Origin of the sequence: Chitinophaga jiangningensis (genome assembly GCF_900142605.1) — a bacterium.
Lineage (GTDB): Bacteria > Bacteroidota > Bacteroidia > Chitinophagales > Chitinophagaceae > Chitinophaga > Chitinophaga jiangningensis.
In genome coordinates this window covers 44,116-70,296 of record NZ_FRBL01000013.1, presented here as the reverse complement: position 1 = coordinate 70,296, position 26,181 = coordinate 44,116, and the positions used below count along the sequence as shown (strand labels likewise).

Genomic DNA, 26,181 nt, shown 5'->3' with positions numbered 1-26,181 from the left:
GGCCAAAGGCCTCCCGATATATATATCAATACAAATATTATAACTAGACTACAATATCCACAATCTTCGTAGGTGCAATGTTCGCATTACGCATGGCGATGCTGCGGGCTGTAGCGCCTGCAATATCCAGGAAAGCCTTGCGGGAAACTTTATCCTCGGAAGCCATGATAGGCGTGCCATAGTCACCACCTTCGCGAATGCTCTGCACCAGCGGAATCTGACCTAGGAAAGGTACATCCATTTCTTCAGCGAGGCGACGGCCGCCATCTTTACCGAAGATGTAGTATTTATTCTCCGGTAGTTCAGCAGGCGTGAAATAAGCCATGTTTTCTACGAGGCCGAGAATAGGAACATTGATTTGTTTACCCATGAACATAGCCATCCCTTTCTTAGCATCAGCGAGGGCTACATCCTGCGGCGTGGTAACAATAACCGCACCGGTGATAGGCACGGTTTGTACGAGCGTCAGGTGAATATCGCCAGTACCAGGAGGCATATCGATTACCAGGTAGTCGAGCTCACCCCAGTGTACATCCGTTACAAACTGGCGTAAAGCACTGCTGGCCATAGGTCCACGCCAAACTACTGCTTCTCTTTCTTCGATCAGGAGGCCGATGGACATGAATTTGATGCCAAATTTTTCCATAGGCTCAATCATGCCTTTACCATCCACGCTCACCATCATAGGGCGTTCGCCACGGGCACCGAACATGATAGGTACAGAAGGACCGTAAATATCGGCATCCATCAAACCTACTTTTGCACCATCCAGACCCAGCGCCAGCGCCAGGTTAGCAGCAACGGTAGATTTACCTACCCCGCCTTTACCGGATGCTACTACAATGATATTTTTTACACCAGGAAGTGCACCGTTTCCATTACGTTTGCTGCTCACATTGGCAGTCATCACCACTTCCACTTCTGCTTCTTTATTTACCAGCATGTGAATCGCGTTCACACATGCACTGCGGATCAGGTCCTTCAGCGGACAGGCCGGAGTCGTCAGCACAACAGTAAATTTCACCTTATTCCCGTCTATCTCTATATCTTTCACCATATTCAACGTTACCAGGTCTTTTCCCAGATCCGGTTCTTCTACGTTGCTCAGGGCTTGTAAAATCTGCTCTTTAGTCATCATAAATTGTTGTTAAATTAGATTCCAGGGGGCAAAGTTAACCCAATTGGGGCTTAATTTACAACTCTGATTTACTTCTCCGTAACTCGCAGGAAGTATGATTGTAACACTTAAAATAATTTCTATATCTTAGAGCGATAATGGAGCAGAAAAGATCCTACATACTGTCACTTTTATTTATTTTCCTATTATCTCCTGTACTCCTGAGAGCACAGATCACGGAATTTAAAGACAGCATCATACAGATTTCGGGTATTACGATGACAGCGGACAGCCTGAAGGCTATTCCTGCTGTGAGCATTATGGTGCGCGGCCAATACCGCGGTACCATCTCCAACAAACAGGGGGTGTTTTCCATCGTGGTATTTAAGGGCGACACCCTGAGCTTTTCTGCGATAGGCTTTAAGAAACAGGATTATAAGGTACCGGCCAACCTGCCCGGCAATGCCTATTCCCTGATCCAGCTGATGGTAGAAGATACCATGTACCTGCCGGCTACCATTATCCGGCCTTACCTTACCAAAGAAGAATTTGAACGTGCCTTCGCCACAATGGACATCCCGGATGACGCATACGAGCGGGCACGAAAAAATACCGAGGCGCACCACCTGCGCGCACTGGCACGCATCACGCCTGTAGACGGCCGCGAAGCCACCAATATGTACATGCGCCGCCAGGCACAATCACTGTACTACGCCGGCCAGCCACCTCCGCAAAACATTTTTAACCCGCTGTCGTGGGCCCAGTTCATACAGGCCTGGAAGCGTGGGGATTTCAAAAGGAAAGAAGATTAATAGCCGCTTTATTCGTTTATTTGTTGATATTGCAATTCATCCAATAAACGAATAAACGTTTCATACGCCATGCAAAAAATCGCAGTCATAGGCGCTGGTACTATGGGAAATGGTATTGCGCACGTATTTGCTCAAAACGGTTTTAAAGTTAATCTTATTGATGTGGCAGATGCCGCCCTGCAAAAAGCATTGCAGACCATCGGCAAAAACCTGGACCGCCAGGTAACCAAAGGCACGGTTACGGAAGCACAGAAAGCCGACACCCTCGCTAACATCACCACCTTCACCTCCATCGAACAAGGCGTACAACAAGCCGAACTGGTAGTAGAAGCAGCCACTGAAAACGTAAACCTGAAACTGAAGATCTTCCAGGAACTAGATCAGTTTGCTCCTGCCGGCGCCATCCTGGCCACCAATACCTCCTCCATCTCCATTACCAAAATTGCTGCGGCCACCAAACGCCCCGGCAAAGTAATAGGCATGCACTTCATGAACCCTGTTCCGGTAATGAAACTCGTGGAAATCATCAATGGCTACGCCACAGAAAAAGAGGTATCCGCCGCCATCGTAACGCTCTCCGAAAAATTAGGTAAGGTGCCATGTGTCGTAAACGACTACCCTGGCTTTATCGCTAACCGCATCCTCATGCCGATGATCAATGAAGCCATCTACTCCCTCTTTGAAGGCGTAGCAGGTGTAAATGAAATTGATACGGTGATGAAACTCGGTATGGCGCACCCGATGGGACCTTTACAGCTGGCCGACTTCATCGGCCTCGATGTATGCCTCTCCATCCTGAACGTATTACATGATGGCTTTGGTAATCCGAAATACGCTCCCTGCCCGCTGCTGGTAAACATGGTAACGGCCGGCTACCTGGGCGCCAAAAGCGGAGAAGGCTTCTACAAATATACCCCGGGCAGTAAAGACCTGGTGGTGAGCGACCGGTTCTCCCGCTAATTTTTACTATATTCGAAAGCGAACGGCGGCTGTACCAAAAACGGACAGTTACCGTTCGCTTTTTTATTTTATTATGTTGATTATCAGCGCCCCTCAACTCTGGCATCCCATTAGTACCCCCGCTTACATCCAACTCATGGCATATGATCAACAACTATATTAAAGTAGCATACCGGAATATGCGCAATAACAAAGGGTTTAGCGCAATTAACATCCTGGGACTGGCAACGGGCCTGGCTGTAGCACTGATTATAGGGCTATGGGCCTACCACGAAGCCTCCTATGACATTCAGGTGCCAGACAAGGAACGGATATTCCAGGTAAGAAGAAACTTTAACAGCAACGGCGAAATACTGAACTTCACGTCTGTATCGCTGAAGCTGGGCGCCACACTGAAATCCGAAATGCCGGAGATTGAATACATCGCAGAAACCGACTGGATGGGCCCTCACAACCTGAAGGCAGGTGAACAAAAACTGGTACTCGAAGGCGCACATGTTGCCGACGATTTCCTGCACATCTTCCAATATCCTTTTATCCAGGGAGATGTCAACTCCGCTTTTAAGGACCCCTACAGTATTATACTCACCGCATCTGCAGCACGCGCCCTTTTTGGAAATGCTGATCCCATGGGCAAAATCGTTCGGATTGATAACACGGACAACCTAACAGTAACGGGCATACTAAAAGACCTGCCTGAAAATTCCTCGTTCCGGTTTAAATACCTGATGACCATGCGCCGGATGGAACAGGCATACGATTTTGTGAAAGAAGCCCGGAAAAGCGGCTTCGGCGATAACAGCTTCCAGCTGTTTGCTAAGGTCAGAGCCGGCGTAGACCCGGTACAGTTTGCAGCCAAAATAAAGAACATCGAAAAATCAGAAACTACCTCCACGAATGCCATGAATTCCGAAGTGATACTACAACCACTGGAACGCTGGCATCTCTACAGAAAATATGTAAATGGGAAAGATTCAGGCGGGTTGATCGACAATGTCCGCACAGCCACCATTGTTGGCATACTCGTACTGCTCATTGCCTGCATCAATTTTATTAACCTCTCCACCGCAAGATCCTCCAAACGCGCCAAGGAAGTAGGTATTCGTAAAGCGGTAGGTGCTGAACGTAAGTTTCTCATTTTTCAATTCCTGGTGGAATCATTTCTCACCACGCTTATTGCCGCCGTGATTGCCTGTATACTGGCAGCACTGGCCCTGCCGCTGTTCAATCGCATGGCGGGCATTACCGTCAAGATACCATACAACACTCCCATGTTGTACGTGATCCTGCTGAGCGCCATAGTAATAGTGAGCCTGATAGCGGGCGCCAGACCAGCCTTTATACTCTCATCTTTCCGGCCGGTGAAGATCCTGAAAGGTATACGTATTGGCAAATCCAGCAGCAACTCCAGGAGGGCGCTGGTAATTGCACAGTTTACCTGTTCTATTGCCCTGATCATTGCTACCATCGTTATTCACAACCAGGTGGACTATGCCCGCAACAGGTCAGTAGGCTACGATAAAGGCTTATTATTACAGGCAGCACTGCCCGGGGAAGTGGGAGCACATTTCGATGCTTTCCGCAATCAACTCATGCAATCCGGGGTGGTAACCAACGTAACGGCCGCCTCATCTCCTATTACGGCGATTTTTAGCCATAACGACCTGGAAGCATTTCCTGGTAAGCTGCCTGGCGAGACGGTGGAAATGGCAAATTTCTTCGTTTACAATCACTACTTCCAGACGGCAGGCATGAAGGTGGTAGCAGGGCGCGACTTCAGAGAAGCGGCCGCAGATAGCCTGTCGGTTATCCTCAACGAGGCCGCTGTAAAACGCCTGCGCCTGAAGGACCCTGTGAATCAGACCATCACCTGGGCCGACCGGAAATTGGTCATTGTAGGCGTAGTGAGGGATGCACTCATGGAGTCCCCATATGCCAATCCTGAGCCGAGCATGTTTGTGCCGCTCGCTTCTGAAAAAAGCTATGGAATATTTCGTTTAGCCGGTAACGTGGACCCGCATACTGCCGTGGCCGCGATAGAAAAAGCATTTATGGCATTCAGCCCTGAAAGCGCCTTTGCATACAAGTTTACAGACGATGAATACAATACCAAATTCCGGCAGGAAGTACTGATTGGCCGCCTGTCGACCATCTTCACGGTATTGGCTATATTCATTTCCTGTTTGGGCTTGCTGGGCCTGGCGGCCTTTACTGCCGAACAACGCACCAAGGAAATAGGTATACGCAAAGCGCTGGGCGCTTCGGTGACGCAGATATGGGCGATGTTGTCGAAAGACTTTGTAATGCTGGTGATGGCGAGTGCGTTGCTGGCATCGCCGCTGGCGTTTTACTTTGTACAGCGCTGGTTACAGCAGTTTGATTATCGGGTAGATATCAGTGTATCCGTTTTCGTTATTGCCGCGTTAGGCGCTTTACTGGTAACTCTGTTTACCATCAGCTACCAGGCGATCAAAGCAGCCCTAATGGACCCGGTGAAAAGTCTGCGCTCCGAATAAACTACTTTACCGGTTTGATCTCCAGGCCGCGAATGTCCTGTAATCTTAATAAGCAAAGCTCTTCTGTGCTTTTGGGTACGCCGATATCCATGGTACAGAAGAGTTGCATTTCCTGCGACAATACTGTAACGTTGTGTTGCTTTACCACCGTCATTACTTCGTTCATGATTGTATAATCGAAGCTGAGGTGGTAGCGTTTCTCCACATTTTTCTGAATCACCGGCACCAGCTGTAACACCATGGCGGTGCTCATTTTATAGGCGTTGATCAGGCCCGGTACCCCCAGCAGGGTACCACCGAAATAGCGGACTACTATAACGAGTACATCGGTCAGCTGTTTGGAATCGATCTGTCCGAGGATGGGTTTACCGGCACTGCCGGAAGGCTCCCCATCGTCGTTGGCGCGGTATTGCAGCCCATCTGTGCCGAGGCGGTAAGCATAACAATGGTGGGTAGCTTTGGGGTGTTCTTTTTTAACTTCGTTCAGGCAATTTTTTACATCATCTGTAGTTTTAACCGGGAAAGCGAAGGCGAGAAACTTGCTTCCTCTGTCTTTAAATTCTGCTACTGCACTTTTATCTATAGTAAAATAAACCTCCATCAATAAAATTTAGAAAAACCAATAAATCAATTCACACGTATTACATCCCGCTGGCATGGCGATGATAGATGTCGACCCGGTCGGTACCCAATGTGCTGGAACCGGCCAGCAGGGCATTGGTGAGCACGGGGGCAGCTTTACCGCCTTTCAGGGTGCCGGTACCGGTGATAATGCGGCATTCGTCCCAGAGGTCCATTTCTATGAACTGTTCCAGCACATGCGGCCCACCTTCTACCAGCACGCTGGTAATATTTTTATGATAGAGCTGTTCCAGGAGTTGCGGCAGCAGGTCGTCGTAGAAGTCGAGCTGCATAATTTCGGAGCGGCCTTCCGTATCTCCGGTGCGGCCGGAAATAAAGATGGTAGGCACGCTGCCGTCCCAAACATGGTATTCATGCGGCACTTTCAGTGCTTTGTCGATCACCAGTCGCACCGGGTCTTTTCCGGGCCAGAGGCGGGTGTTTAGCTTGGGATTATCGTGTATGGCAGTACCGGTACCAACGAGGATACTCATCTCCTCGCTGCGCCAGCGATGTACGAGGCGGTCTGTATACGTATTGGAAATGCGGACCGGCTTGCCGTCGTCCGCGGCCATAAGGGCATTGCGGGTTTGGGCCCATTTAAGAATCACGTAGGGCTTCTTCTTTTCATGGAAGTTGAAGAAACGGCGGTTGAGGTAGCGGCATTCCTCTTCCAGCACGCCTGTGGTTACTTCTATGCCGGCTTTGCGTAGTTTTTCAATTCCTTTGCCGGAGACCTCCGAAAAGGTATCCTGACAACCTATCACGACATGGGGGATATGGTTTGCTACGATCAGATCAGCGCAGGGCGGCGTTTTGCCGTGATGGGCGCAGGGCTCCAGGCTAACGTACATGGTGGCCTTGGCGATGAGGCTTTGATCCTCCGGGGCCACGCTGTTGATACAGTTGACCTCCGCGTGCGCTTCCCCATATTGCTGATGGTACCCCTCTCCTATGATGCGCTGCTGATGCACGAGCACAGCCCCAACCATTGGGTTTGGTGCAGCATGACCTGCTCCCATGGCCGCCAGCTCCAGGCATCGCCGCATAAAAAATTCATTGAAAGTGTGATCCATAATCCCCAGCGTTATAAGTATGTTTGCAAAAATATTGTTTTTAGCATTGACTATACAATCGGCTTTCACATTTATTACCGGCGCCCTGGGCGACATTTACGATGCACGGGAGGCCGCCAGCATCGCCCATATGGTGCTGGAACATATTACAGGACTGGGTAAGCTGGACAGGATAGTCCATAAGGAACGGAAGTTGACCCCGGAGCAGAACGATGCACTGAAACATGCCATAGCTGCGCTGCAGCGACTGGAACCGATTCAATACATCACAGGGTCCGCCTGGTTTTACGGACTGGAATTTAATGTAACGCCGGCCGTGCTCATTCCCCGCCCGGAAACGGAAGAGCTGGTAGAATGGGTGGTGCAGGATGCCGCCGGAAAAACGGACCTGCGTATCCTGGATATTGGTACTGGCAGCGGATGTATCCCGATTTCCGTGAAATCGGCCCTGCCGGCAGCCAGCGTAAGTGGTGCGGATGTAAGCGAGGAGGCCCTGGAAGTGGCCCGCAGCAACAGTGAAAAGCTGAAGCTGGACGTTAACTTTTTTGCGCTGGATGCCTTAAACCCACAGCAGATGCAGGCTTTAGAGAACTATGACGTCATCATCAGCAATCCCCCTTATATCACCCAAAGGGAGCAGGCAGAAATGCAACAGCAGGTATGGGGCTTTGAGCCTTCGCTGGCCTTGTTTGTACCGGATAATGATGCCTTGCTGTTCTACAGGCATATTGCCGTTACAGCGCTGGAAAAGCTTAACAGGGGCGGATTTTTATATTTTGAGATAAACGAGGCCTTTGGGAAAGAGGTAGTGACATTACTGCAGGGGCTCGGCTATGAAGGGATAACGCTAAAACAGGACTTCTTCGGGAAAGATCGTATGATAAAAGCAGGGATCGCGGTATAACCGCAACCCCATACTGATTTATTTTTTGGCAGTTGCCAGTACTACTTTTGCTCCTACTGAACGGGCAATTTCCATCACACTTACCACATCTTCGATCGGAACGGTTTTTTCGGCATTGATTACCACCGTAGGATCTACTGATTCGTGCGAGAGCGCGGGCACCAGCGTTTGCTGCAATGATTCGAAAGGCACCTTGTTAGTACCTACGAAAAACTCATGGTTGCTGTTGATGCTCACTACTACCGTTTGCTTCGCTTTTGTATTGCTGGTAGCTTTAGGCAGGGCCAGTTTAATGACGTTCGGATTTGCCAGTGTGGAAACAATCAGGAAGAACAGCAGCAGGATGAACAGGATATCGTTCAGTGCTGACTTGTCCATTTCCACGTGTTTCCGGTTGCGACTACGTAGATTCATTTCCGTTATTTTAGCGGGTAGGTTCCTGCAGAATATCGATAAACTCTGCGGAAGCGGTCTCCATTTTGTTTACAACTTTATCTATCTGGGCATTGAGGAAGCTATAACCTATGAAGGATATGATCCCGATGATCAGGCCCGTAGCGGAAGTGATCATTTTTACATAGATACCTCCGGCGATGGTGCCCAGGGTAATATCTGAAGTAATGGAGATATTAAAGAACGTCTGGATCATACCGGCGATAGTACCGAGAAAACCGAACATGGGAGCGATACCGGCGATGATAGACAGTATCACCAGGTTCTTTTCCATGCGGTATACTTCGAGTTTACCGACATTTTCCATGGATTTCTCAATGTTTTCGATAGGCTTACCGATACGCTGGATTCCTTTATCAATCATGCGTGCGATAGGACTGTTGGTATTTTTTGCCAGGGAGCGGGCAGCCTGGACGTTGCCATTCATGATCTGATCACGGATCATTGGCATGAAGTTGTCTTCGATCTTACCAGCTTTGGAGATGGTCAGCCATCTTTCCACAAACACGAAAACCGCGATCAGCGACAGCAGGCCCAGGGGAATCATCAGCACACCACCATTCTTCAGCAATTCCAGCAGGCTAATATGTTTATCTGCTGCCTGTGCAGCTGCATTAACGCCCTGCGCTACTGTATCTGCTTTGGGAAGCAATAAAGAATCCTGTAATAACGTGATAAGTCCTAACAACATGTTTCGATTTTAAACTAATAACGGTTAAAATAGTAAATAATTACAAAATTATGCCTTCTCCTCCCAAAGCTGTGCCAGATATACAATTGTCTGCACTGCTTTTTGCATATCCTGGATACTTACATACTCATGTTTGCTATGCAACGCCATTTCCCCGGTGAAAATATTGGGGCAAGGCAGTCCCATAAAGGATAAGCGGGAGCCGTCAGTACCTCCGCGGATGCTCATTTTCATGGGTTGTACCCCTGCACGGCGAATAGCTTCCGCAGCATAGGCGGTAACTTCAGGGTGCTTATCCAGCACTTCCTTCATGTTACGGTACTGTTCTTTCACCCTTAAAACGCCTTTTGCGCCGGGATATTTTGCAACTACCTTTTCCATGATGCGGCGCAGGTAGGCTTCGTGCAGTTCGAGCGCGTTGGTTTCGAAGTCCCTGATAATGAAGTCGATTTCGGCCTGCTCTACGGTGCCGCTTATACGAACCGGGTGAATAAACCCATCCCTGTCGTCCGTAGTTTCAGGGGAAAGGCTGTCTTTCGGCAACGCATCAACGATTTCACTGACAATTTTAATGGCGCTTACCAGTTTATCTTTAGCAGCTCCGGGGTGGGCACTGATACCGTCTACTACGATCTTGGCACCGTCCGCGGAGAAGTTCTCATCTTCCAGAGAGCCCAACTCTCCACCATCCATGGTGTAGCCAAAATCAGCCGCCAGTTTCTTCATATCCAGTTTTTCCACACCGCGACCCACCTCTTCATCGGGCGTGAAGAGGATGCGGATAGCGCCATGTTTTACTTCCGGGTGGTTCATGAGGAAGTGTGCGGCGTCCATAATTTCCGCTACGCCGGCCTTATCGTCAGCACCGAGGAGAGTAAGGCCGCTGGCCGTAATGATGTCATCGCCTTTCTTGCTGGCCAGGTAGGGGTGTTCGCTGGCACGGATGATCACAGCAGGATCATCTGGCAGCTGAATATCTTTTCCGTCGTAATTAAGGTGTACCAGTGGTTTCACGTTAGTACCGCTGCTGTCTGGTGAGGTATCCACGTGGCTGCAGAAGCAGATCACCGGCACTTTTTTATCTGTATTGGAGGGAATGGTAGCGAATACATAACCATGTTCATCCAGTTCGGCGTCAGCAATGCCCATCGCCTTCAATTCTTCTACCAGCAGGCGGCTCAGATCCTTCTGTTTCTCAGTGGTCGGAAAGCTGCTGCTCAACGGATCTGACTGCGTATCTATCTGTACGTAACGCTTAAAGCGTTCATCTACGGTGTAGTTATAGTTTGTAAACATATTGCAAACGTAAGGAAAAATCGGTCATACCCTTCTGCCGCCAGTGTAATTTTGGGATTCGCTATATTTGGGTATGAGCGGTGCAGCACAAAACAACCACATTTGCCCCCGTTGCGGGAAGCCACTGGTATGTGAGCCGGAAAATATTCACCAGTGCTGGTGTACACAGGTCAGGCTCGATGGAGACGACCGCCGGTATATTGGAGAACGTTATACCGACTGCCTCTGTAACCAATGCCTGGAGGAGTTAAAAGCGGAGCGCAGGCAACTGCTTACCGGGGAATGAGAGGGCGCATCTCACCTAAAATATTTTACTACTTTACATGGATACCCCTTTCATCACCGGTGTTTTGGCCTTAATTACCCCTAATTATTGCCATCCGCCACCGAGGGCTTCATAGATATTCACCACGGCACATAACCGCTGCTTTTGTGTTTCTACCAGTTCAAACTTCGCTTCCAACGCATCATGCTGGGTCATCAACACTTCCATATAATCCGCTTCAGCGGCCTTGAACAGCTTATCGGAAATATCCACCGAGCTGGATAGCTGCTGCACCTGCTCCGCCTGTAAATCATAGCTTTTTTGCAGGTTATCGATCTTTTTCACCTGCCTGGCCACTTCCACAAAGGCATGCAATACGGTACGCTCATAGTTATACACTGCCTGCAGTTGCCGGGAATTGGCATTCAGGTAGTCCGCCCTGATGGCATTGCGGTTCACCAGCGGTGCTGACAATTCGCCCGCCAGCGAGTATATCAGGGAAGCTGGTGTGGTCAGCAGGTACGAAGGATTGAAAGCATTATAGCCAATAGCAGCGCTGATTCCCACGGAAGGGTAAAATCTCGCCTTAGCCACTTTTACGTCCAGTTTGGCCGCTGCCAGCTCCTGTTCAGCCTTTCTGATATCCGGTCTGTTGGCCAGCAGCTGGGAAGGAATACCTGTTTGTACCACCGCAGGCACGGCATTTTCTGCCGGCATACTGCTTCTTTCTATCGGCTGCGGATACCGCCCCAACAGGAAGTTGATGTTATATTCCGTTTCTGCAATCTGCTGCTGGATGTTATACTGAAGGCTCTTTGTCTTCGCCAGTTGCGCCTGAAATCTGCGTACAGCCAGCTCCGTTACCCTGGTAGCTTCCTTCTGCAATCGCACCACCCGTAAAACATTGCTTTGTATCTCCACGTTTTTCTGCACTATCTCCAGCTGCTTATCCAATGCCAGCAGCTCGTAGTAGGAATTTGCGATTTCGGCGATCAGGTTGGTGAGCACAAAATTCCGCCCTTCAACGGTGGACACATACCGGGCTACAGCTGCTTTTTTTGCGTTGTGCAGCTTATGCCATATATCAGCCTCCCAGGTAGCCTGTGCCGCCAACAGGTAGTCAGGCAGTGGGTCCGGCATTTCCTTACCCGGCTTGATTTCCGTAGCTTCCTCCATCGCGCCGATGTTGGTATACCGCCCTACCTTATCCAGTCCTGCCCCTGCCTTCAACTGTACAAACGGCAGGTATTCTCCTTTACGGGCGCGTATTTCATTACGGGCAATTTCTATCTCCTGTAAAGTAATATTTAACTCCTGATTATGCTGCAGGGCAGTATCTATCAGGTTCTTCAGGTATGGATCCGTGAAAAAATCCTTCCAGGCCACCGTTGCAGCGTTCGTAGAATCTGCCGTATGGTTGCTGAAACCGGCCGGCAGCTCCTTATTTTCAGTACGGGCGGCCACCGCCGGAATTTTACAGGCGCTGTAGGCCAGTAACAGCAATGGTATCCCCCATAATTTATAGTTGGTTCTTATCGTCATAATTGTCGTCGGTTAGAAAATTTTAAACTTTTTCTTCTTCTTTTTCTTCATCACCAGGTCATCGGTTAATGGCACTTCGTCCTCATCGCGAATCAGGTGGCGCCCTTCGGCCATCGATCCGAATATGTAGTACAATCCCGGCACTACGATCACGCCGAACACGGTACCCAGCAACATACCACCTGCGGAAGATGCACCGATCGTGCGGTTACCCAACGCTCCCGGACCTGTAGCGAACAACAACGGGATAAGCCCCGCAATAAAGGCGAAGGAGGTCATCAGGATAGGACGGAAACGTACTTTGGCACCCTCGATGGCTGCCTCCATGATAGTGGCACCCTGTTGATGCTTTTGCACGGCAAACTCCACAATCAGTACGGCATTTTTACCGAGCAAACCTACCAGCATTACCAGCCCTACCTGCGCGTAAATATCGTTTGACAGCCCCATCATCTTCAGTAATGCAAATGCACCGAAAACACCTACTGGCAAGGAAAGTATTACCGACAGCGGGATAATGAAACTTTCATACTGTGCGGCAAGCACGAAGTAAACGAAGATCAATACGATGAAGAAAATGATCAGCGCCTCATTACCACGTTCCGCCTCATCTTTGGAAAGTCCAAGCCAGTCAATATCATAGCCTCTCGGCAAAGTAGTTTTAGCTACTTCCTGGATAGCTTTGATGGCCTCACCGCTGCTGTAACCGGGAGCCGGTGCGCCATTGATCGCGGAAGCCAGGTACATATTGAATCGTGTGATCTCATTGAGTCCCTGGTTCTTTTTTATCTTCATAAAAGCAGAATATGGCACCATTTCATCCCGGTTATTTTTGATGTACAGCTTTAGTACATCCTCCGGTAGCGCCCTGTATTCAGGGGATGATTGTACATACACCTTGTAGAAAGTACCGAAGCGGATAAAGCCCTGCTCATAAGTACTACCAATGAGGATCGACAGGTTGTCCATCGCCTTGCCGATCGACACGCCCTTCTGCATCGCAGCCTTGTTGTCAATTTCCAGTTCATACTGCGGATAGTTGGCCGCAAAAAAGGTGAACAGGCCGGTGAGCTCCTTACGTTTACGCAGGGCCGCCATAAACTCATCATTTACTTTTCCAAATGCATCGTAGTCGTCGGAATTGGTTTTGTCCAGCAACCTTAGGGAGAACCCGCCGGCAGCTCCATATCCGGGCACTGCTGGTGGCTGGAAAAACTCGATGGTGGCGCCAGGGATTACTCTGGCTTTGTCTTCCAGTTCTTCAATAATTTCCACAGCAGAGTGTTTGCGGTCCGACCAGTTTTTCAGGTTGATCAAACAGGTACCCGCGTTGGAGCCCCTGCCCTCCGTTAATACTTCATAACCTGCCAGTGCCGACACGGATTCCACCCCTTCCACTTTTTCTGCAATCTTCTGCAGCTGGCCTGCAATATGATTGGTACGTTCGAGCGTAGACCCCGGCGGCGTTTGAATGATCGCATAGATCATCCCCTGGTCCTCATTCGGAATGAAGCCGGTGGGCAACAGGGAAGAAATGGCCCAGATGCCGAAACAGAAGGCTAGCAACAATCCAAAGGTGATAACCCGCTTGTTTACGATCAATCGTAGCAGGCCGGTGTATTTATCCGTCACCTTTTCAAACCAGCTGTTGAAACCATCTATCATCCTGTTGACCGGTGTTTTCTTCCTTGGCTGGCCATGGTTATTTTTCAGGATCATGGCGCAGAGTACAGGCGTGAGCGTTAGTGCCACTATACCGGAGATCACGATGGAAGTGGCCATAGTAATAGAAAACTGCCGGTAGAAAATACCCACCGGCCCTGTCATGAACGCCACCGGGATGAACACGGCAGTCATCAGAAAGGTGATGGCGATAATGGCGCCGCTGATTTCCTTCAGTACTTTCTTTACGGCCTTATAGGGCGACAAATGTTCTTCCGCCATGGTAGTATGTACTGCTTCCACTACCACGATGGCATTATCCACTACTATCCCGATGGCCAGTACGAGGGCAAACAGCGTAATAAGGTTGATGGTGAGACCTAAGAGCTGCATGAACATAAATGCACCGATGAGCGACACCGGAACGGCGAGTGTTGGAATCAGCGTAGAGCGCCAGTCGCCGAGGAAGAGGAATACCACGATGGCCACGAGGATGAATGCCTCCACCAGCGTGTGTACTACCTTTTCCATGGAGGCATCCAGGAAGCTGGATACATCGTAGCTGATTTTATAGTCCATACCCGGCGGGAAAGAACTGGCTTTGATCTGTTCCAGCTTGGCTTTTACTTCTTTGATAACATCCGAGGCATTACTACCGTAGGTTTGCTTGAGGGTAATGGCCGCGGACGGATGGCCGTCCATATTGGAATAGATGTCATAGAACTCGCTACCCAATTCAACATCCGCGATATCCTTGAGGTATAATATTTCTCCGTTGGCATTGGCTCTTACGATTACGTCGCGGTATTGTTCCGGTTTATTGTAGCGGCCCGGATAGGTAAGCACGTATTCCAGTGACTGGGAACGCTTACCGGTGGCCTGTCCTATCCTTCCTGGTGAGCCGATGATACTTTGCTGGGCCAGGGCTTCCATTACTTCATCGGTGGATACATTGTAGGCACGCATACGGTCGGGCTTGAGCCATACACGCATCGCAAACTGGCGGCTACCAAGGATTTTGGCGCTACCCACCCCTTTGAGGCGACTCAGTTCATTAATGATATTCACCCCTGCAAAGTTGTACAGGAAGTTTTCATCCGCCTTAGGGTCTTTACTGTAAAGGTTTACATACATCAGCATGTTGGGCGATGTATAGCTCACCACGAGGCCTTCGCGCTGTACCAGTTCCGGCAGGCGGTTCGTTACCTGTTCGATCCTGTTTTTCACATTCACCACAGCCTGGTTAGGGTCCGTACCCAGGTCGAATACTACCTGGATGGTGGCTTCACCGGCGCTGGTAGCGTCGGAAGTCATATACTTCATACCGGGGGCGCCGTTGATAGCTTTCTCCATGGGCACCAGCACTGATTCTACCAGTACTTTGGCGCTTGCACCAGGGTAGGCTACGTTTACCACCACCATGGGTGGTGCGATGGATGGGAATTGTGAAACGGGGAGGGTATTGATCGCGAGCAGCCCCATGAAAATGATCACCAGCGATAGTACGATAGCCAGTACTGGTCGCTGAATAAATTTATTGAACATTGGTTCCGTTTTTTAAATGCTGAATTATTCTGCTGGTAACTTCAATTCGGATACGGCTTTTCTTGCGTCCTCGTAATCATAGGAGATCTTATCGTTTTCCTTTACTTTACGCAGGCCTTCCAGCAGTATTTTATCATTGGCGGACAAGCCTTCCTTTACAGCGTAGAGATCATTCATTTCAGCTTCGATGGTAATCTCTCTTGATTTCACCCGGTTGTCTTTATCTACCACATACACATACTTTTTATCCAGCACTTCGAAGGTGGCTTTCTGCGGAATGAGCAGGGCATCTTTTAGCGGTACTTCCATCTGGATATTGCCGGTTTCCCCGTGTCTTAATGTACCGTCAGGATTCGGGAAAGTGGCTCTGAATGGGATGTTACCGGTTTCATTGTCAAAGTCAGCTTCGATAGTTTCTACCACACCAGGGTATTTAAACAGCTGATGGTTGGCCATTTGCAGATTTACTTTTGTGGCTTCTTTATTAGCCTTGGTGGTGTAGTTGAGATATTCTGCTTCGGGCACATTGAAGTACACCCACATTTTGCTGTTATCAGCGAGGGTGGTGAGGAGGTCACCTTCCGCAACAAGGCTTCCTGTTCTTACCTGGAGGCGGTCGATGATACCATCGAAAGGAGCGGTGATGTTGGTAAACTGTAAATGAACTTTGCTGAGCGACATTTCGGCCTTTGCCTTATCCAGCCGTGCTTTGGCCATGGCCAGTTCATTAGGCGCCACGATGTTACTGTCGGCCAGTTTTTTCGTATTCTGGTATTCTATTTCGGCGAAGTTCACTTCTGCCTGGGCTTTTTCGAGTTCAGCGCCGTAGAGTTTAGGCATGATCTGGAACAAGGGTTGTCCTTTTTTTACAAAGCGGCCTTCGTCGGCGAAGCTTTCCTCCAGGTAGCCTTTTTCCTGGGCCCGGAGTTCTATGTGCCGGATGGATCGGATCTGACATACATAATCCCTGATGATGGAGGTGTCAGTTTTGAGAGGGTTGGTCACAAGTAATTTGGCTTCGGTTTCCTCTTTTTTTTCCTGGGTTTTGCAGCCTGTATAGCACAATACGGCACACAAGCCCGCCAGTAGCAGCGTTCTTTTCATGTAGATATTAATATTTAGTAGGTATTAAGCCACTCACAGGAAGGCGGTAAAAGACGGGCATGTCTTTCCCATACCGTATGCGATAGCATCGATTAGTGCAAGTAGTTATGGGAACGGTATCAGATCCTGATTACTTGTAGCAGACTTTGTTTGCTGGATGATAACAGGAAGAAGTGATCACGGAAAGCTTTGGTAGAAAGGGTGCTTTCTGTTAACCATTTTGTAAGTTGACTAAAGTAGATATTGAAGTAATTACTGAGGGAAGTTCTTTTTCTGAAGAAGCAGAGTCGCAGTGTTTCGTTGTCGCTTTCTTCTTCATTAATACAAACAATTTTTTTCTTTTTTGGGGAGATGCCAGTGTTCCTGAAGGAAGAAGTAATATTATTGGAGAGATAGCAGGAGCTGGACTCTTCGGACCTGCTGGCAGAAATTTTATACATGAAATTACCCTGCCGAGGAGATGAATTCGTATATAGATAACCGTATCCACTCAGCAGGAAAAAAACCAGTAATACAAAAAGTCTGACCAGTAGTTTCATTACGGTCGCTAAGATACACGAAAAAAATATTCGTGTGCAAAAAAATGAGATGAATGGAAATAATTTAATACGGTAAAAAAAATCGGCTGTCTTTTAAGGAGACAGCCGATTTAAGCATGTGTGATATACTGATTATACGATTTCAACCAGTTCAAGATCGAAGATCAGGTCTTCGCCAGCCAGCGGGTGGTTACCATCCAGGGTGATAGTGTCTGCCGCAACAGCTACTACGCGAACTGGAATCACCTGACCTTCAGGACCGCTCATCTGCAGCTGCATACCTACTTCAGGGTTCAGGTCAGCAGGGATGTTAGCCTTAGGGAAATCGATGATGAATTCAGGAGATTTCTGACCATAAGCCTGATCAACAGGGATCTCTATGGTTTTCTTGTCGCCCACTTTCATATCCAGCACACCATTGTCAAAACCTTTGATAACCATACCAGAGCCTACCTTGAACTCCAATGGGGCTCTTCCTTCAGAAGAATCGAAGGTAGTACCGTTAGTTAAACGGCCGTGGTAGTGCACTCTAATTGTATCCCCGTTTTTAACAGCTTGCATAATAAAAATTTGTTTATTGTTAAGAATTATACCCGCAAGGTAAGGAAAGCATCCGGAATCACCACTTTTTTATGCTATATTCCGGTCATGAAAAGGATCTTATTTGTCGCTTTCCTGGCCATGGCAGTGGTTTCGGCTGCGCAGGCCCAGTACAGCGAAGTTACTACCGGAGCAGACCGTATCACGGAATGGGCGCCAAAGTTAAAAGGCAAGCGCGTGGCACTGCTCGTAAATCAGACAGCCACTATAGGTAATACACATTTAGTGGACAGCTTGTTGAAGCTACATATTAAAATTCAGAAAATTTTCAGTCCGGAGCATGGTTTCAGGGGCACTGCTGATGCCGGGGAGAAGGTAGCCAATGCGAAGGACGCTGCTACGGGACTGCAGATTGTGTCCTTATACGGTGCACACCGGAAGGCCACCAAAGCGGACCTGGCAGATGTGGATATTGTTATTTTCGATATCCAGGACGTAGGCGCCCGGTTCTACACTTATATTTCCTCCCTCCAGGAGATGATGGAATCTGTAGCTGAAAACGATAAGAAGCTGCTGATCCTGGACCGCCCTAATCCGAACGGGGATTATGTTGACGGTCCTATTTTGGACACGGCCTACCGCTCCTTTATTGGCATGCAGGCTATTCCTGTAGTACATGGCATGACGATAGGTGAATATGCCCGGTTTCTGAACGGGGAGAAACTGCTGAAAGGCAGCGTGAAAGCGGATATAGAGGTGATCACGTGTAAACGTTATACGCACAGGACCTATTATGCCCTGCCGATTGCCCCATCTCCCAATATTCCAAATATGAAAGCGGTGAACCTGTACCCTTCCGTATGCTTTTTTGAGGGTACGGTATTGAGCCTGGGACGCGGTACTGACAAACCTTTCCAGGTATATGGCGGGCCAAGGCAGCCAAAAACAGGCTTTTCCTTTACTCCCCGCAGTACGCCCGGTGCAAAGAATCCTCCCTTGAAAGATACCCTGTGTTACGGAGAGGACCTCTCTAACGTGCCGGAAACCGTACCGGCTGCTGGTCGCCGTATTGAGCTGAAATGGGTGATGAAGGCTTATAATGAGTCGCCTGACAAGAATAAATTCTTTACTTCTTTCTTTAACAAGCTGGCGGGTAATAATATTTTGGTGCAGCAGATTAAATCGGGGATGAGCGAAGCTGAGATTCGTAAAACCTGGGAGCCTGGCCTGGCAAAATTCCGTGCTACCCGTGCTAAATACTTGCTGTACGCAGAATAGTTTACTTTTGCACCATGGCTAAAGATCTGAGAATAATTTTCATGGGCACGCCCGACTTTGCCGTGGCGTCGCTGGATATACTGGTAAAGAACGGATATAATATTGTGGGCGTAATTACGGCGCCTGATAAGCCTGCGGGCCGTGGCCTGCAGCTGCAGGAAAGTGCCGTAAAGAAGTATGCGGTAGCTAACAACCTGCATGTATTGCAGCCCGAAAAGCTGAAGAATCCTGCATTCATTGAAGAGCTGCGGGCACTCAGGGCCGATCTGCAGGTGGTGGTGGCATTCAGGATGTTGCCGGAGCTGGTATGGGATATGCCACCGGAAGGCACCATTAACGTACATGCGTCCCTGTTACCACAATACCGCGGAGCAGCCCCTATCAACTGGGCCATCATCAACGGTGAAAAGGCAAGCGGTGTTACTACTTTCAAACTGCAGCACGAAATTGACACCGGTGATATCCTCTACAGCCAGGAAGTACCTATCCGTGAGGATGAAACTGCCGGCGAACTACATGATGCACTGATGCAAACCGGCGCTGAACTCCTGTTAAAAACAGTGGCATCCATTGCAGCAGGCACTGCTAAAGGCACCCCACAGAAAGATGTAGCACTGGCAGATATCAAACACGCACCTAAGATCTTCAAAGAAACCTGCAAGCTGGACTGGAACAAATCTATTGACGAGGTATATAATCTGATGCGTGGCTTGAGTCCTTACCCTGCTGCATGGACAACGTTTCAGTCAAAAACGCTAAAAATCTATAAAGCACACAAGGAGCTGGCACAACCAACTGTTGCTCCCGGTGAGTTTGAAACGGATCAAAAAACTTACCTTAAAATCGCTGCCGCAGATGGATGGCTGGTGCTGGAGGAGATTCAGCTGGAAGGTAAGAAGAGAATGGGTGTGGTGGAGTTTTTGAGAGGGTATAGGTTTTAAATTTATTTTTATAGAGATGGAAAAGCTGATGCTGTTGGAGGCATCGGCTTTTTTATCTCCGGCTGATGATAATAGGATTATCATTGTTTTTTTCGATAAGCATTTTTCGAACTAATTATTGACAGCCATTGTTTTTACCCAAACCTGTTTAAAATGCACCGAATACTGCTGCTATGCTGGCTCATTTCCCTCCATGAGTCTTCCATTGCGCAAAGCGAACATATCTTTCTTCACGTGGACAAAAAACTATGTTTTCCGGGAGACACACTCTGGTATAGAGGGTTAATTACTTCGGACAGCATGGGAGTAAAAGTTAGTACCTCGCTGTATGTGGAGTTGTATGACATGGATAATCAGCTTCTTATCCGTCACCAGTATCCGATTATTGAGGGCTTTACTCAGGGGCAGATGGTAATGCCTGCAACATCAGGGAAATACTGGTTAAGAGGATATACGCTGGATGCCCAATCAGAAGCTATTGAGAGTATCACTGTGAGGCCTGATAGTATGATTGACTTCACATTCTTACGGCCTAAAGTCCCAAATATTCCACCAGCGCAATCCGGAGTGGTAACGATAAGTATGCTCGGCGATACCTGTATCATCAACCTAGATAGTAGTCAGCTGGTTAACTATTCCATTGCTGTGAGCAAATCGGCACCCGGCACCACGATGCTTTCCTTCCCTGTTGCCAAAAACTTTATGCCTAAAACTGATACTTCGCTGATTACAATAGCAGCAACTGCTTCCTTAAAAAACCGGCCTATTGTCGCAGTATTTGAAAAAGACAGCATCCTTGGACAGCCACAGGTGTTAAATACAGACGAAAGCGGAAAAGTGGTGTTCAGCCATCTGCTATTTTTTGATACTGCGTATATCCAGTACAGTGAGGTGAATAAAAAGGTTAATAATATTATTTTAAAAAACATTCCGGATACGTTCCCACCTTTTACACCACCGGCGCTCTCCCGGTTTATTACAGATACTTTCCACCACAAAGATTTAGCAGCAGATGAAATAAGGAAAATACTCAGCTTAGGCAAAAGCAAAACTTTGAAAACGATAATTGTAAAAGCGCGCTGGAATGACAGGCATCTGGCACTGAACAAACGATATGTTATGGACCAGCGTTTTGCAGCGATCGAACAATTCTCGTTTGATTTACGTGATCCAATAAACCCAGGCCGGATCTATTATGTGCTTGATTATTTAAGGCAACAGTTACCACCTGGCTGGTATAAGAATAGCATTAATACACCCACAGGCTGCTCGGCGCCGATTGAGTATTATGTAGATGAAAAATTGGTTCCTGAAGGCATTGTCCGGATGATGCCATTACAGGACTTTGCCTATGCAAAAGTATTTAAGGATTTGTATCCATGTGTTGCAGTTCTCATTTATACCAAAAAAGGAGAAGACATGAAATACCTGCCAGCTTTTATGCATAAACTCAGCATCGTAGGCTATAACAGGGCACTGCAGTGGAATACTCCGGACGAGATGACCTTGCATTGGAATCCTTATGTAACCACCCATCAATATAGGTTTGTAACTCCTGCAAGCTCGTTTACAGTGAATATCGTAGGGATGTTTGCGGATGGAACTCCGTTGGTGTTTCAGGAATCTTTTACAAAATGAGATTAATCCATTTTTACGGTGAAACTGGTTTGAGCTTTGAATTCCCCTAACGTGCTAAGCCCCCGGACGGTACAGGTAAAGTTGCCGGGGAGGTCGTTGGTGTAAAAGGTAATTTTTGCTTCGCCGTTGTCGTCGGTGACGATGAGCGGGGACCAATAAACGGTGGAAGAAGTATAGGGTTCGGCATTAGATATATTATTATCCTTCAGCGCGGGGAATTCTTCTGGTAAGTTAATTGCAGGAACTTTACTTACGGTTAATGAATACTTCATGGCTCTACAGCCTATATATTTTACAAAACTAACTCTTATAGCTCCGGGTTTGTATTGTCTATAAATGTGACCCATGACTGCCGGTTTCACCAGTGGATCATTTGTACAATTAAGAACATCGTTTTCACACACCCATGCATCACAGGTGGAATCTATATCCTGATATGGTTCGAGTCTAAAAGGATCTTCAAGATAAATCCGATTTTCTACTACTTCAATTTCTTTCAATTGTGTTGCCTGCTGAATTTTAGTAACCTCCTTAATCATTTCATTACTTTGTTCTATCAAAACTGGCTCAAGCTTTAGCTCCGGTAGTTGGCTTATTAATTCATTTACTCTATCTTCATCCTTGGGTAGTACAACCGTTATCGCACCATAACGAGTATGACCTACAGGTGCAAAATAGACATTCCCAGTATCTTGCTTATACAACATTCTCATGTTGAGGCTAAACTCACCATTTGGGTCAGTTTGAACAATTTGAGATATTCCTGAATTATAACAAATAACGTTCATTTTTTTGCGAAAAGGTTTATTAACTATCAACACTCTCCCTCGAGTAATATTCCATAAGCCATTAGTGCCGTCATTTAGCCTCTTTCTGTATTCATCCGCAATAGCCAGCGAGGAGTTTTCATTCAATTTATCTACAACCTCTGGTATACTTCCAGTAGTTGTACATGCAAATGAAAATAAGCCCTTTAACGGTCTGTTTGCAGAGTCCCTTAAAAATATTTTACATCTTACTTTGGCGCGATTCCCATAAATCAATGAATCACAAGTTGTGTGTGCAATAATTGAATTTTGCCCCGGAGATAATTCCCTCTTTCTTATTTGTTCTTTAGGAAGATGACGAAGGGTCTTATTTACAGCTATAGCTTTAATAAAGGGAAATTCAGCCGAGTTTCGTGTCAGGTTATTTGTATATCCCAATAAAACAAGCTCCTTTCCCACTGCAGTATCGGGAATTTCCATTACCCCTGCTGAACAACCATTAAGCAGAAGATACCTTGAAGATTGTACCACAGTTTGCGTTGCCGGATCTATCAAGGCTAAATACATAGTATGATAAGGCATAGAAGTATCCGCTATTGTTGCCTTTGTGAGAATTGCACTAAACCAAATGCGGTCCGATGCTGCATAGATAATTTTGTCAGTATAAACTTTTAGCCCAGGGTCAGCGTGCTGACTTTGTGCAAAGATTAAATGAGGGAATATACATCCTAAAATTGCTATTACAAGTTTCATGATAATGAACCAATTTCCATGAACAATGAGCATGCAATACTAAAAGGAAAAAATTTTCAATTTTTATTGCAAAACATAACGATCCAAAAAAAGTTCATTTCTTTAAAAAAAACAAATAATTATATGATTATCAATACGATATTTAAATTATCAATACTATCAATTTGCCTTCAAAGAGTAAGAACATATATGGATAGATAACTCTAAAATCCTGGATAGATTCATTTCCATACTTTTTTGAAATTATCATACTCGAAGTATATTTCTTTTTGTTGATAGAGTAAATATCAATCACAACTGAGTCTCTATCAATGTTGGATTGCAGAGATGTCCTAGCCTTAGAAAGGATATACATGTTTCCATTGCTGATATCCGCGCGGTAATTGTAAGATACTGTTGGTGTATTCTTCCTGCGTTTACCCTGCGAATCGGCATTACCAACATCGGCTAATGCAAAAGAAACTGTATCTAAAGTGTTTATAGAGTCAATTCTATGTTTATCAAACACAACAAATAAGTTACGATAGAAATATACATATGAAGAAATCTTCTGTTGTTCATCAAACAATAATATCCCATCCCTACTAAGCTGCGATACACCCCAGGTGGTCAGTACATTAGTCAAATTGAGTGTGTCTCCAATAGTATAATAGGCCAACTGTAAGCCCTCAAGTGTATTTACTCTGAGTAAAAAGGTTGAATCTCCTGCAGGATTTGCAATATCAAAACTTAATCGCGTAGTATCAACTCCATTTAATGTAGAAAATTCCATATTTCCAAACTTAACATTTCGTTTTGCACCATTAACAAGCAAAAAATATGGATATTGAATATAACACAGTAAGCCTTTTTCAGCTTTATTAACTGTGCTTCCGGGTACTACAATACCACTTGTGTCAGACCTGCTATTAGTATCAACGGACAATAAATAGTTTGGTAACTTCTCATTGCCAAGCCATATTCTACCTGAATCCTTTCCTGCAAAAAAATAGTATCCAGGAGCTAAAGAAATTTCCTTAAATAGTCTTGGATACTTATTGCCAAATAATCGTACAAAGGCGCCTTGTTTCTTTTTCGTGAACTCTAGATAATAAAAACATACAGAGTATGTACTCATAATTACTAAAGTTATTAATACAACAGCAGTTATTTTTCGTTTCATACTCTGTATATTTTATTGATTAATACAGGCGTTTTGCTGCGTAGTCATAGGCATCAAGATTACACCAAATCGCATCGTCATAAGCAATTTGTCCCCATATTGTGCAAATCGGACCATATGAATAACGGTCACAGGGGTACCAATAATCATAATAGTTTGAACTACAATCAAACATTGATGGGTCTGGCTTATACCAACCAATATAGACATCTCCTCCTCCCCCACTCCTCGCTACTCCAGTTCCAGCCACTACCGCCAATACAATCATCACTGCAAAAATTTTAAACCTTTTCATAACAAATGATTTTAAGATTAAGAATTAGCTCTTCTATGCCACAACACCCCAACCACCGTGAGTAACACCACTCCTACATTAAACCAGATATGTGCTTCCCATGAAAGATGTTCCAAAATTCCACCGCAGGAACACGGTACATCTTCCGTAAATAACAACATGCTTCCAATGTATAAGGTAAACAGCAACATCAAACCAAAGCTGCTGTAAAGCCCCAGCAGCTTTGTACGACTAAAAAACAGCAAGCAGCAAATCAATAGTTCCACCGAAGGAATTACAATTGATATCTCCTTGCTGTAAGCAGATAAAATTTCCGACTGCCCAAGCTGGGACAGGAATTTCTGATAATCGGCGAGCTTGCTTAAAGAGGCATAGGTAAACAACGATATCAAAAGCAAAGCAATGCCGTCAACAATGATGACGCGATATCTGGTTAAGATAAACATTGGAAGCAAGACAGTTTTACATCTATCAAAATTCGCTCTCAGCTAAACTATAGGGATAACATACTCAAATAGGTTGATAATTTTTTCCAGGCTCTTTTACAAAATTAATATGCATGTCTCTACCTGAAAACGCAGCCACATCAGCCACAACCACAACCCATTACACCTCCAACTTATCTTCCACAATAAAAAAAGGACTGCCTTAAAAAGACAGTCCTTTGAAATATTAACCAGATAACTTACTTCTCGTAACTCAGCTCACAGTAAAACTTCGTTTCCTCGCTGCCCAGCGCCTGCTGCGCGCCATCGCTCAGCTTCACAATCAGCCCGGCATTGGCTTTCATCTGAGGAATCACATCCAGCACTTTCGCATAGATAGCTTTACCATTGAGTGGGTTGGTAACCTTGATGATGGTACCACGTGGGGCTGTATTGTGCAGCGCATAATATTTACCGACTGCATTGCTCTTAAACCAGGTACCAGGGCCTTTTTCAGACGCTGCTTTCTTACCGTTGCTGGTTTGTTGATTATACACTTCTTCAAAGTTATCGCCGGTAGCAACTGGTGTAGGCCTTGGCGCAGCAGGTGCTGTAGTGATTGGCGCCTCTGCAATTTGCTCCGGCTGATCCTGCACAGGGCGAGGCTCCGCTTTTTTAGCCCCTTCTTTTGTTGGAGAAGGTAATGCCGGTTGCTCAGCTACAGGTTCCGCCGCCTGTTCTTCTGCTGGTGCAGGTGCGGGCTTCTTCGGTGCCGGCGTTGCCGCAGCAACGGCTGGTGCTCCACCACCACCGGAAGTCAGGTAACCAACAATCAGGTAGCTGTCCTTCTTCAAACCATCACCACTGAAATTATTCCATTGACGGATGTTATCCAGTGGCACTTTATTAAAGCTCACACTCACACGATACAACGTCTCCTTTTCAGCCACCTTGTGATATACCGGTGTGCCGGAAGCTCCCGCTTTCTGGGAAAAGTTAGCCGGCGTAAGTGGAATATGCAGTTCATTTCCTAATTGCAAACCCTTATCCAGCGTAGTATTGTTGGCAGTCGCAATTTGTTTTGGTGAAAGCCCGTAGGTACGACCAATACTATAAAAGTTTTCGCCTTTCTTAACGGTATGGTTAATGTACAGGTCAGGACTGTGGCCCAGCGCCTGCAGCATGTCTTGTGCCTTCACCGTCCCTGCACACAAACCTAAGATGGCAATTGAAAAAATCGATTTTAACATACAACTCTGTTTATACTTTTTCGGGCAAT

Annotated in this window: 24 protein-coding genes; 8 read left to right on the top strand and 16 right to left on the bottom strand. The window is 46.8% G+C overall.

The genetic code is table 11. The annotated features are described in order from the left end of the window. Positions 1-43: 43 nt before the first annotated feature. Positions 44-1,138 (bottom strand): Mrp/NBP35 family ATP-binding protein, encoded by a 1,095-nt coding sequence (locus tag BUB18_RS27410; RefSeq protein ID WP_073087329.1) that lies wholly within the window; start codon positions 1,136-1,138, stop codon positions 44-46. 137 nt (positions 1,139-1,275) lie between these two features. Between BUB18_RS27410 and BUB18_RS27405 the strand changes: the two genes are divergently transcribed. The 3 genes from BUB18_RS27405 (at position 1,276) to BUB18_RS27395 (ending at position 5,405) form a co-directional block, all read left to right on the top strand. Continuing rightward, positions 1,276-1,929 carry a carboxypeptidase-like regulatory domain-containing protein gene (locus BUB18_RS27405; protein WP_073087327.1) on the top strand — a complete coding sequence of 218 codons (654 nt, stop codon included), beginning with the start codon at positions 1,276-1,278 and terminating at the stop codon, positions 1,927-1,929. A 69-nt stretch (positions 1,930-1,998) separates the two neighbouring features. Next, entirely contained in the window at positions 1,999-2,889 is an 891-nt protein-coding gene (locus tag BUB18_RS27400) for a 3-hydroxybutyryl-CoA dehydrogenase (protein ID WP_073087325.1), read from the top strand. Positions 2,890-3,032: 143 nt separating this feature from the next. After that, positions 3,033-5,405 carry an ABC transporter permease gene (locus BUB18_RS27395; RefSeq protein ID WP_073087323.1) on the top strand — a complete coding sequence of 791 codons (2,373 nt, stop codon included), beginning with the start codon at positions 3,033-3,035 and terminating at the stop codon, positions 5,403-5,405. Between the two features lies 1 nt (position 5,406). Here the strand turns inward: BUB18_RS27395 and BUB18_RS27390 are convergent, their stop codons facing one another. Next, positions 5,407-6,006, bottom strand: a complete 600-nt coding sequence (locus BUB18_RS27390; RefSeq protein ID WP_073087321.1) for an IMPACT family protein — start codon at positions 6,004-6,006, stop codon at positions 5,407-5,409. Positions 6,007-6,046: 40 nt separating this feature from the next. Beyond that, positions 6,047-7,102, bottom strand: coding sequence for a bifunctional diaminohydroxyphosphoribosylaminopyrimidine deaminase/5-amino-6-(5-phosphoribosylamino)uracil reductase RibD (ribD, locus tag BUB18_RS27385; RefSeq protein ID WP_073087319.1), 1,056 nt, complete (start codon positions 7,100-7,102; stop codon positions 6,047-6,049). 46 nt (positions 7,103-7,148) lie between these two features. Between ribD and prmC the strand changes: the two genes are divergently transcribed. Further along, a complete protein-coding gene (gene prmC, locus BUB18_RS27380) occupies positions 7,149-8,006 on the top strand; it encodes a peptide chain release factor N(5)-glutamine methyltransferase (protein ID WP_178372224.1) in 858 nt (285 codons plus the stop codon). Positions 8,007-8,024: 18 nt separating this feature from the next. Here the strand turns inward: prmC and BUB18_RS27375 are convergent, their stop codons facing one another. Genes BUB18_RS27375 through pepT form a run of 3 tightly spaced genes read right to left on the bottom strand, consistent with a single transcriptional unit; the run spans position 8,025 to position 10,446 of the window. After that, positions 8,025-8,420, bottom strand: coding sequence for an ExbD/TolR family protein (locus tag BUB18_RS27375; RefSeq protein ID WP_073087317.1), 396 nt, complete (start codon positions 8,418-8,420; stop codon positions 8,025-8,027). A gap of 10 nt (positions 8,421-8,430) precedes the next feature. After that, on the bottom strand, positions 8,431-9,150 hold the full coding sequence (locus BUB18_RS27370) for a MotA/TolQ/ExbB proton channel family protein (protein ID WP_073087315.1): 720 nt from the start codon (positions 9,148-9,150) through the stop codon (positions 8,431-8,433). 48 nt (positions 9,151-9,198) lie between these two features. Next, on the bottom strand, positions 9,199-10,446 hold the full coding sequence (pepT, locus tag BUB18_RS27365) for a peptidase T (RefSeq protein WP_073087313.1): 1,248 nt from the start codon (positions 10,444-10,446) through the stop codon (positions 9,199-9,201). 73 nt (positions 10,447-10,519) lie between these two features. Between pepT and BUB18_RS27360 the strand changes: the two genes are divergently transcribed. Next, complete coding sequence (locus BUB18_RS27360) at positions 10,520-10,732, top strand: cysteine-rich CWC family protein (RefSeq protein ID WP_073087312.1); 213 nt, start codon at positions 10,520-10,522, stop codon at positions 10,730-10,732. Positions 10,733-10,816: 84 nt separating this feature from the next. On the opposite strand, the gene BUB18_RS27355 is transcribed toward BUB18_RS27360, so the two are convergent. From BUB18_RS27355 to BUB18_RS27335, 5 genes are all read right to left on the bottom strand, one after another. Continuing rightward, on the bottom strand, positions 10,817-12,253 hold the full coding sequence (locus tag BUB18_RS27355) for a TolC family protein (RefSeq protein ID WP_073087311.1): 1,437 nt from the start codon (positions 12,251-12,253) through the stop codon (positions 10,817-10,819). Positions 12,254-12,265: 12 nt separating this feature from the next. Further along, a complete protein-coding gene (locus BUB18_RS27350) occupies positions 12,266-15,460 on the bottom strand; it encodes an efflux RND transporter permease subunit (protein ID WP_073087310.1) in 3,195 nt (1,064 codons plus the stop codon). 24 nt (positions 15,461-15,484) lie between these two features. Continuing rightward, positions 15,485-16,564 carry an efflux RND transporter periplasmic adaptor subunit gene (locus BUB18_RS27345; protein ID WP_073087309.1) on the bottom strand — a complete coding sequence of 360 codons (1,080 nt, stop codon included), beginning with the start codon at positions 16,562-16,564 and terminating at the stop codon, positions 15,485-15,487. A 119-nt stretch (positions 16,565-16,683) separates the two neighbouring features. Continuing rightward, entirely contained in the window at positions 16,684-17,004 is a 321-nt protein-coding gene (locus tag BUB18_RS27340) for a hypothetical protein (RefSeq protein ID WP_073087308.1), read from the bottom strand. A gap of 231 nt (positions 17,005-17,235) precedes the next feature. Then, positions 17,236-17,664 (bottom strand): FKBP-type peptidyl-prolyl cis-trans isomerase, encoded by a 429-nt coding sequence (locus BUB18_RS27335; RefSeq protein WP_073087307.1) that lies wholly within the window; start codon positions 17,662-17,664, stop codon positions 17,236-17,238. Between the two features lie 87 nt (positions 17,665-17,751). Between BUB18_RS27335 and BUB18_RS27330 the strand changes: the two genes are divergently transcribed. The 3 genes from BUB18_RS27330 to BUB18_RS27320 all read left to right on the top strand — a co-directional run bounded on the left by BUB18_RS27330 (position 17,752) and on the right by BUB18_RS27320 (position 21,500). Then, positions 17,752-18,921 carry an exo-beta-N-acetylmuramidase NamZ family protein gene (locus tag BUB18_RS27330; protein WP_073087423.1) on the top strand — a complete coding sequence of 390 codons (1,170 nt, stop codon included), beginning with the start codon at positions 17,752-17,754 and terminating at the stop codon, positions 18,919-18,921. Positions 18,922-18,935: 14 nt separating this feature from the next. Then, positions 18,936-19,862: a methionyl-tRNA formyltransferase gene (gene fmt / locus BUB18_RS27325; RefSeq protein ID WP_245805746.1), complete on the top strand. Its 927-nt coding sequence runs from the start codon at positions 18,936-18,938 to the stop codon at positions 19,860-19,862. A gap of 234 nt (positions 19,863-20,096) precedes the next feature. Beyond that, complete coding sequence (locus tag BUB18_RS27320) at positions 20,097-21,500, top strand: hypothetical protein (protein WP_143160120.1); 1,404 nt, start codon at positions 20,097-20,099, stop codon at positions 21,498-21,500. 2 nt (positions 21,501-21,502) lie between these two features. Here BUB18_RS27320 and BUB18_RS27315 read toward each other — a convergent pair whose 3' ends face one another. From BUB18_RS27315 to BUB18_RS27295, 5 genes are all read right to left on the bottom strand, one after another. Continuing rightward, positions 21,503-23,020, bottom strand: coding sequence for a hypothetical protein (locus tag BUB18_RS27315; RefSeq protein ID WP_143160119.1), 1,518 nt, complete (start codon positions 23,018-23,020; stop codon positions 21,503-21,505). A 142-nt stretch (positions 23,021-23,162) separates the two neighbouring features. After that, positions 23,163-24,182: a hypothetical protein gene (locus BUB18_RS27310; protein WP_073087303.1), complete on the bottom strand. Its 1,020-nt coding sequence runs from the start codon at positions 24,180-24,182 to the stop codon at positions 23,163-23,165. A 19-nt stretch (positions 24,183-24,201) separates the two neighbouring features. Continuing rightward, a complete protein-coding gene (locus BUB18_RS27305) occupies positions 24,202-24,477 on the bottom strand; it encodes a hypothetical protein (protein WP_073087301.1) in 276 nt (91 codons plus the stop codon). Between the two features lie 17 nt (positions 24,478-24,494). Continuing rightward, positions 24,495-24,923: a MauE/DoxX family redox-associated membrane protein gene (locus BUB18_RS27300; protein ID WP_073087299.1), complete on the bottom strand. Its 429-nt coding sequence runs from the start codon at positions 24,921-24,923 to the stop codon at positions 24,495-24,497. A 239-nt stretch (positions 24,924-25,162) separates the two neighbouring features. Further along, positions 25,163-26,152 (bottom strand): LysM peptidoglycan-binding domain-containing protein, encoded by a 990-nt coding sequence (locus BUB18_RS27295; protein WP_073087297.1) that lies wholly within the window; start codon positions 26,150-26,152, stop codon positions 25,163-25,165. Between the last annotated feature and the right edge of the window lie 29 nt (positions 26,153-26,181).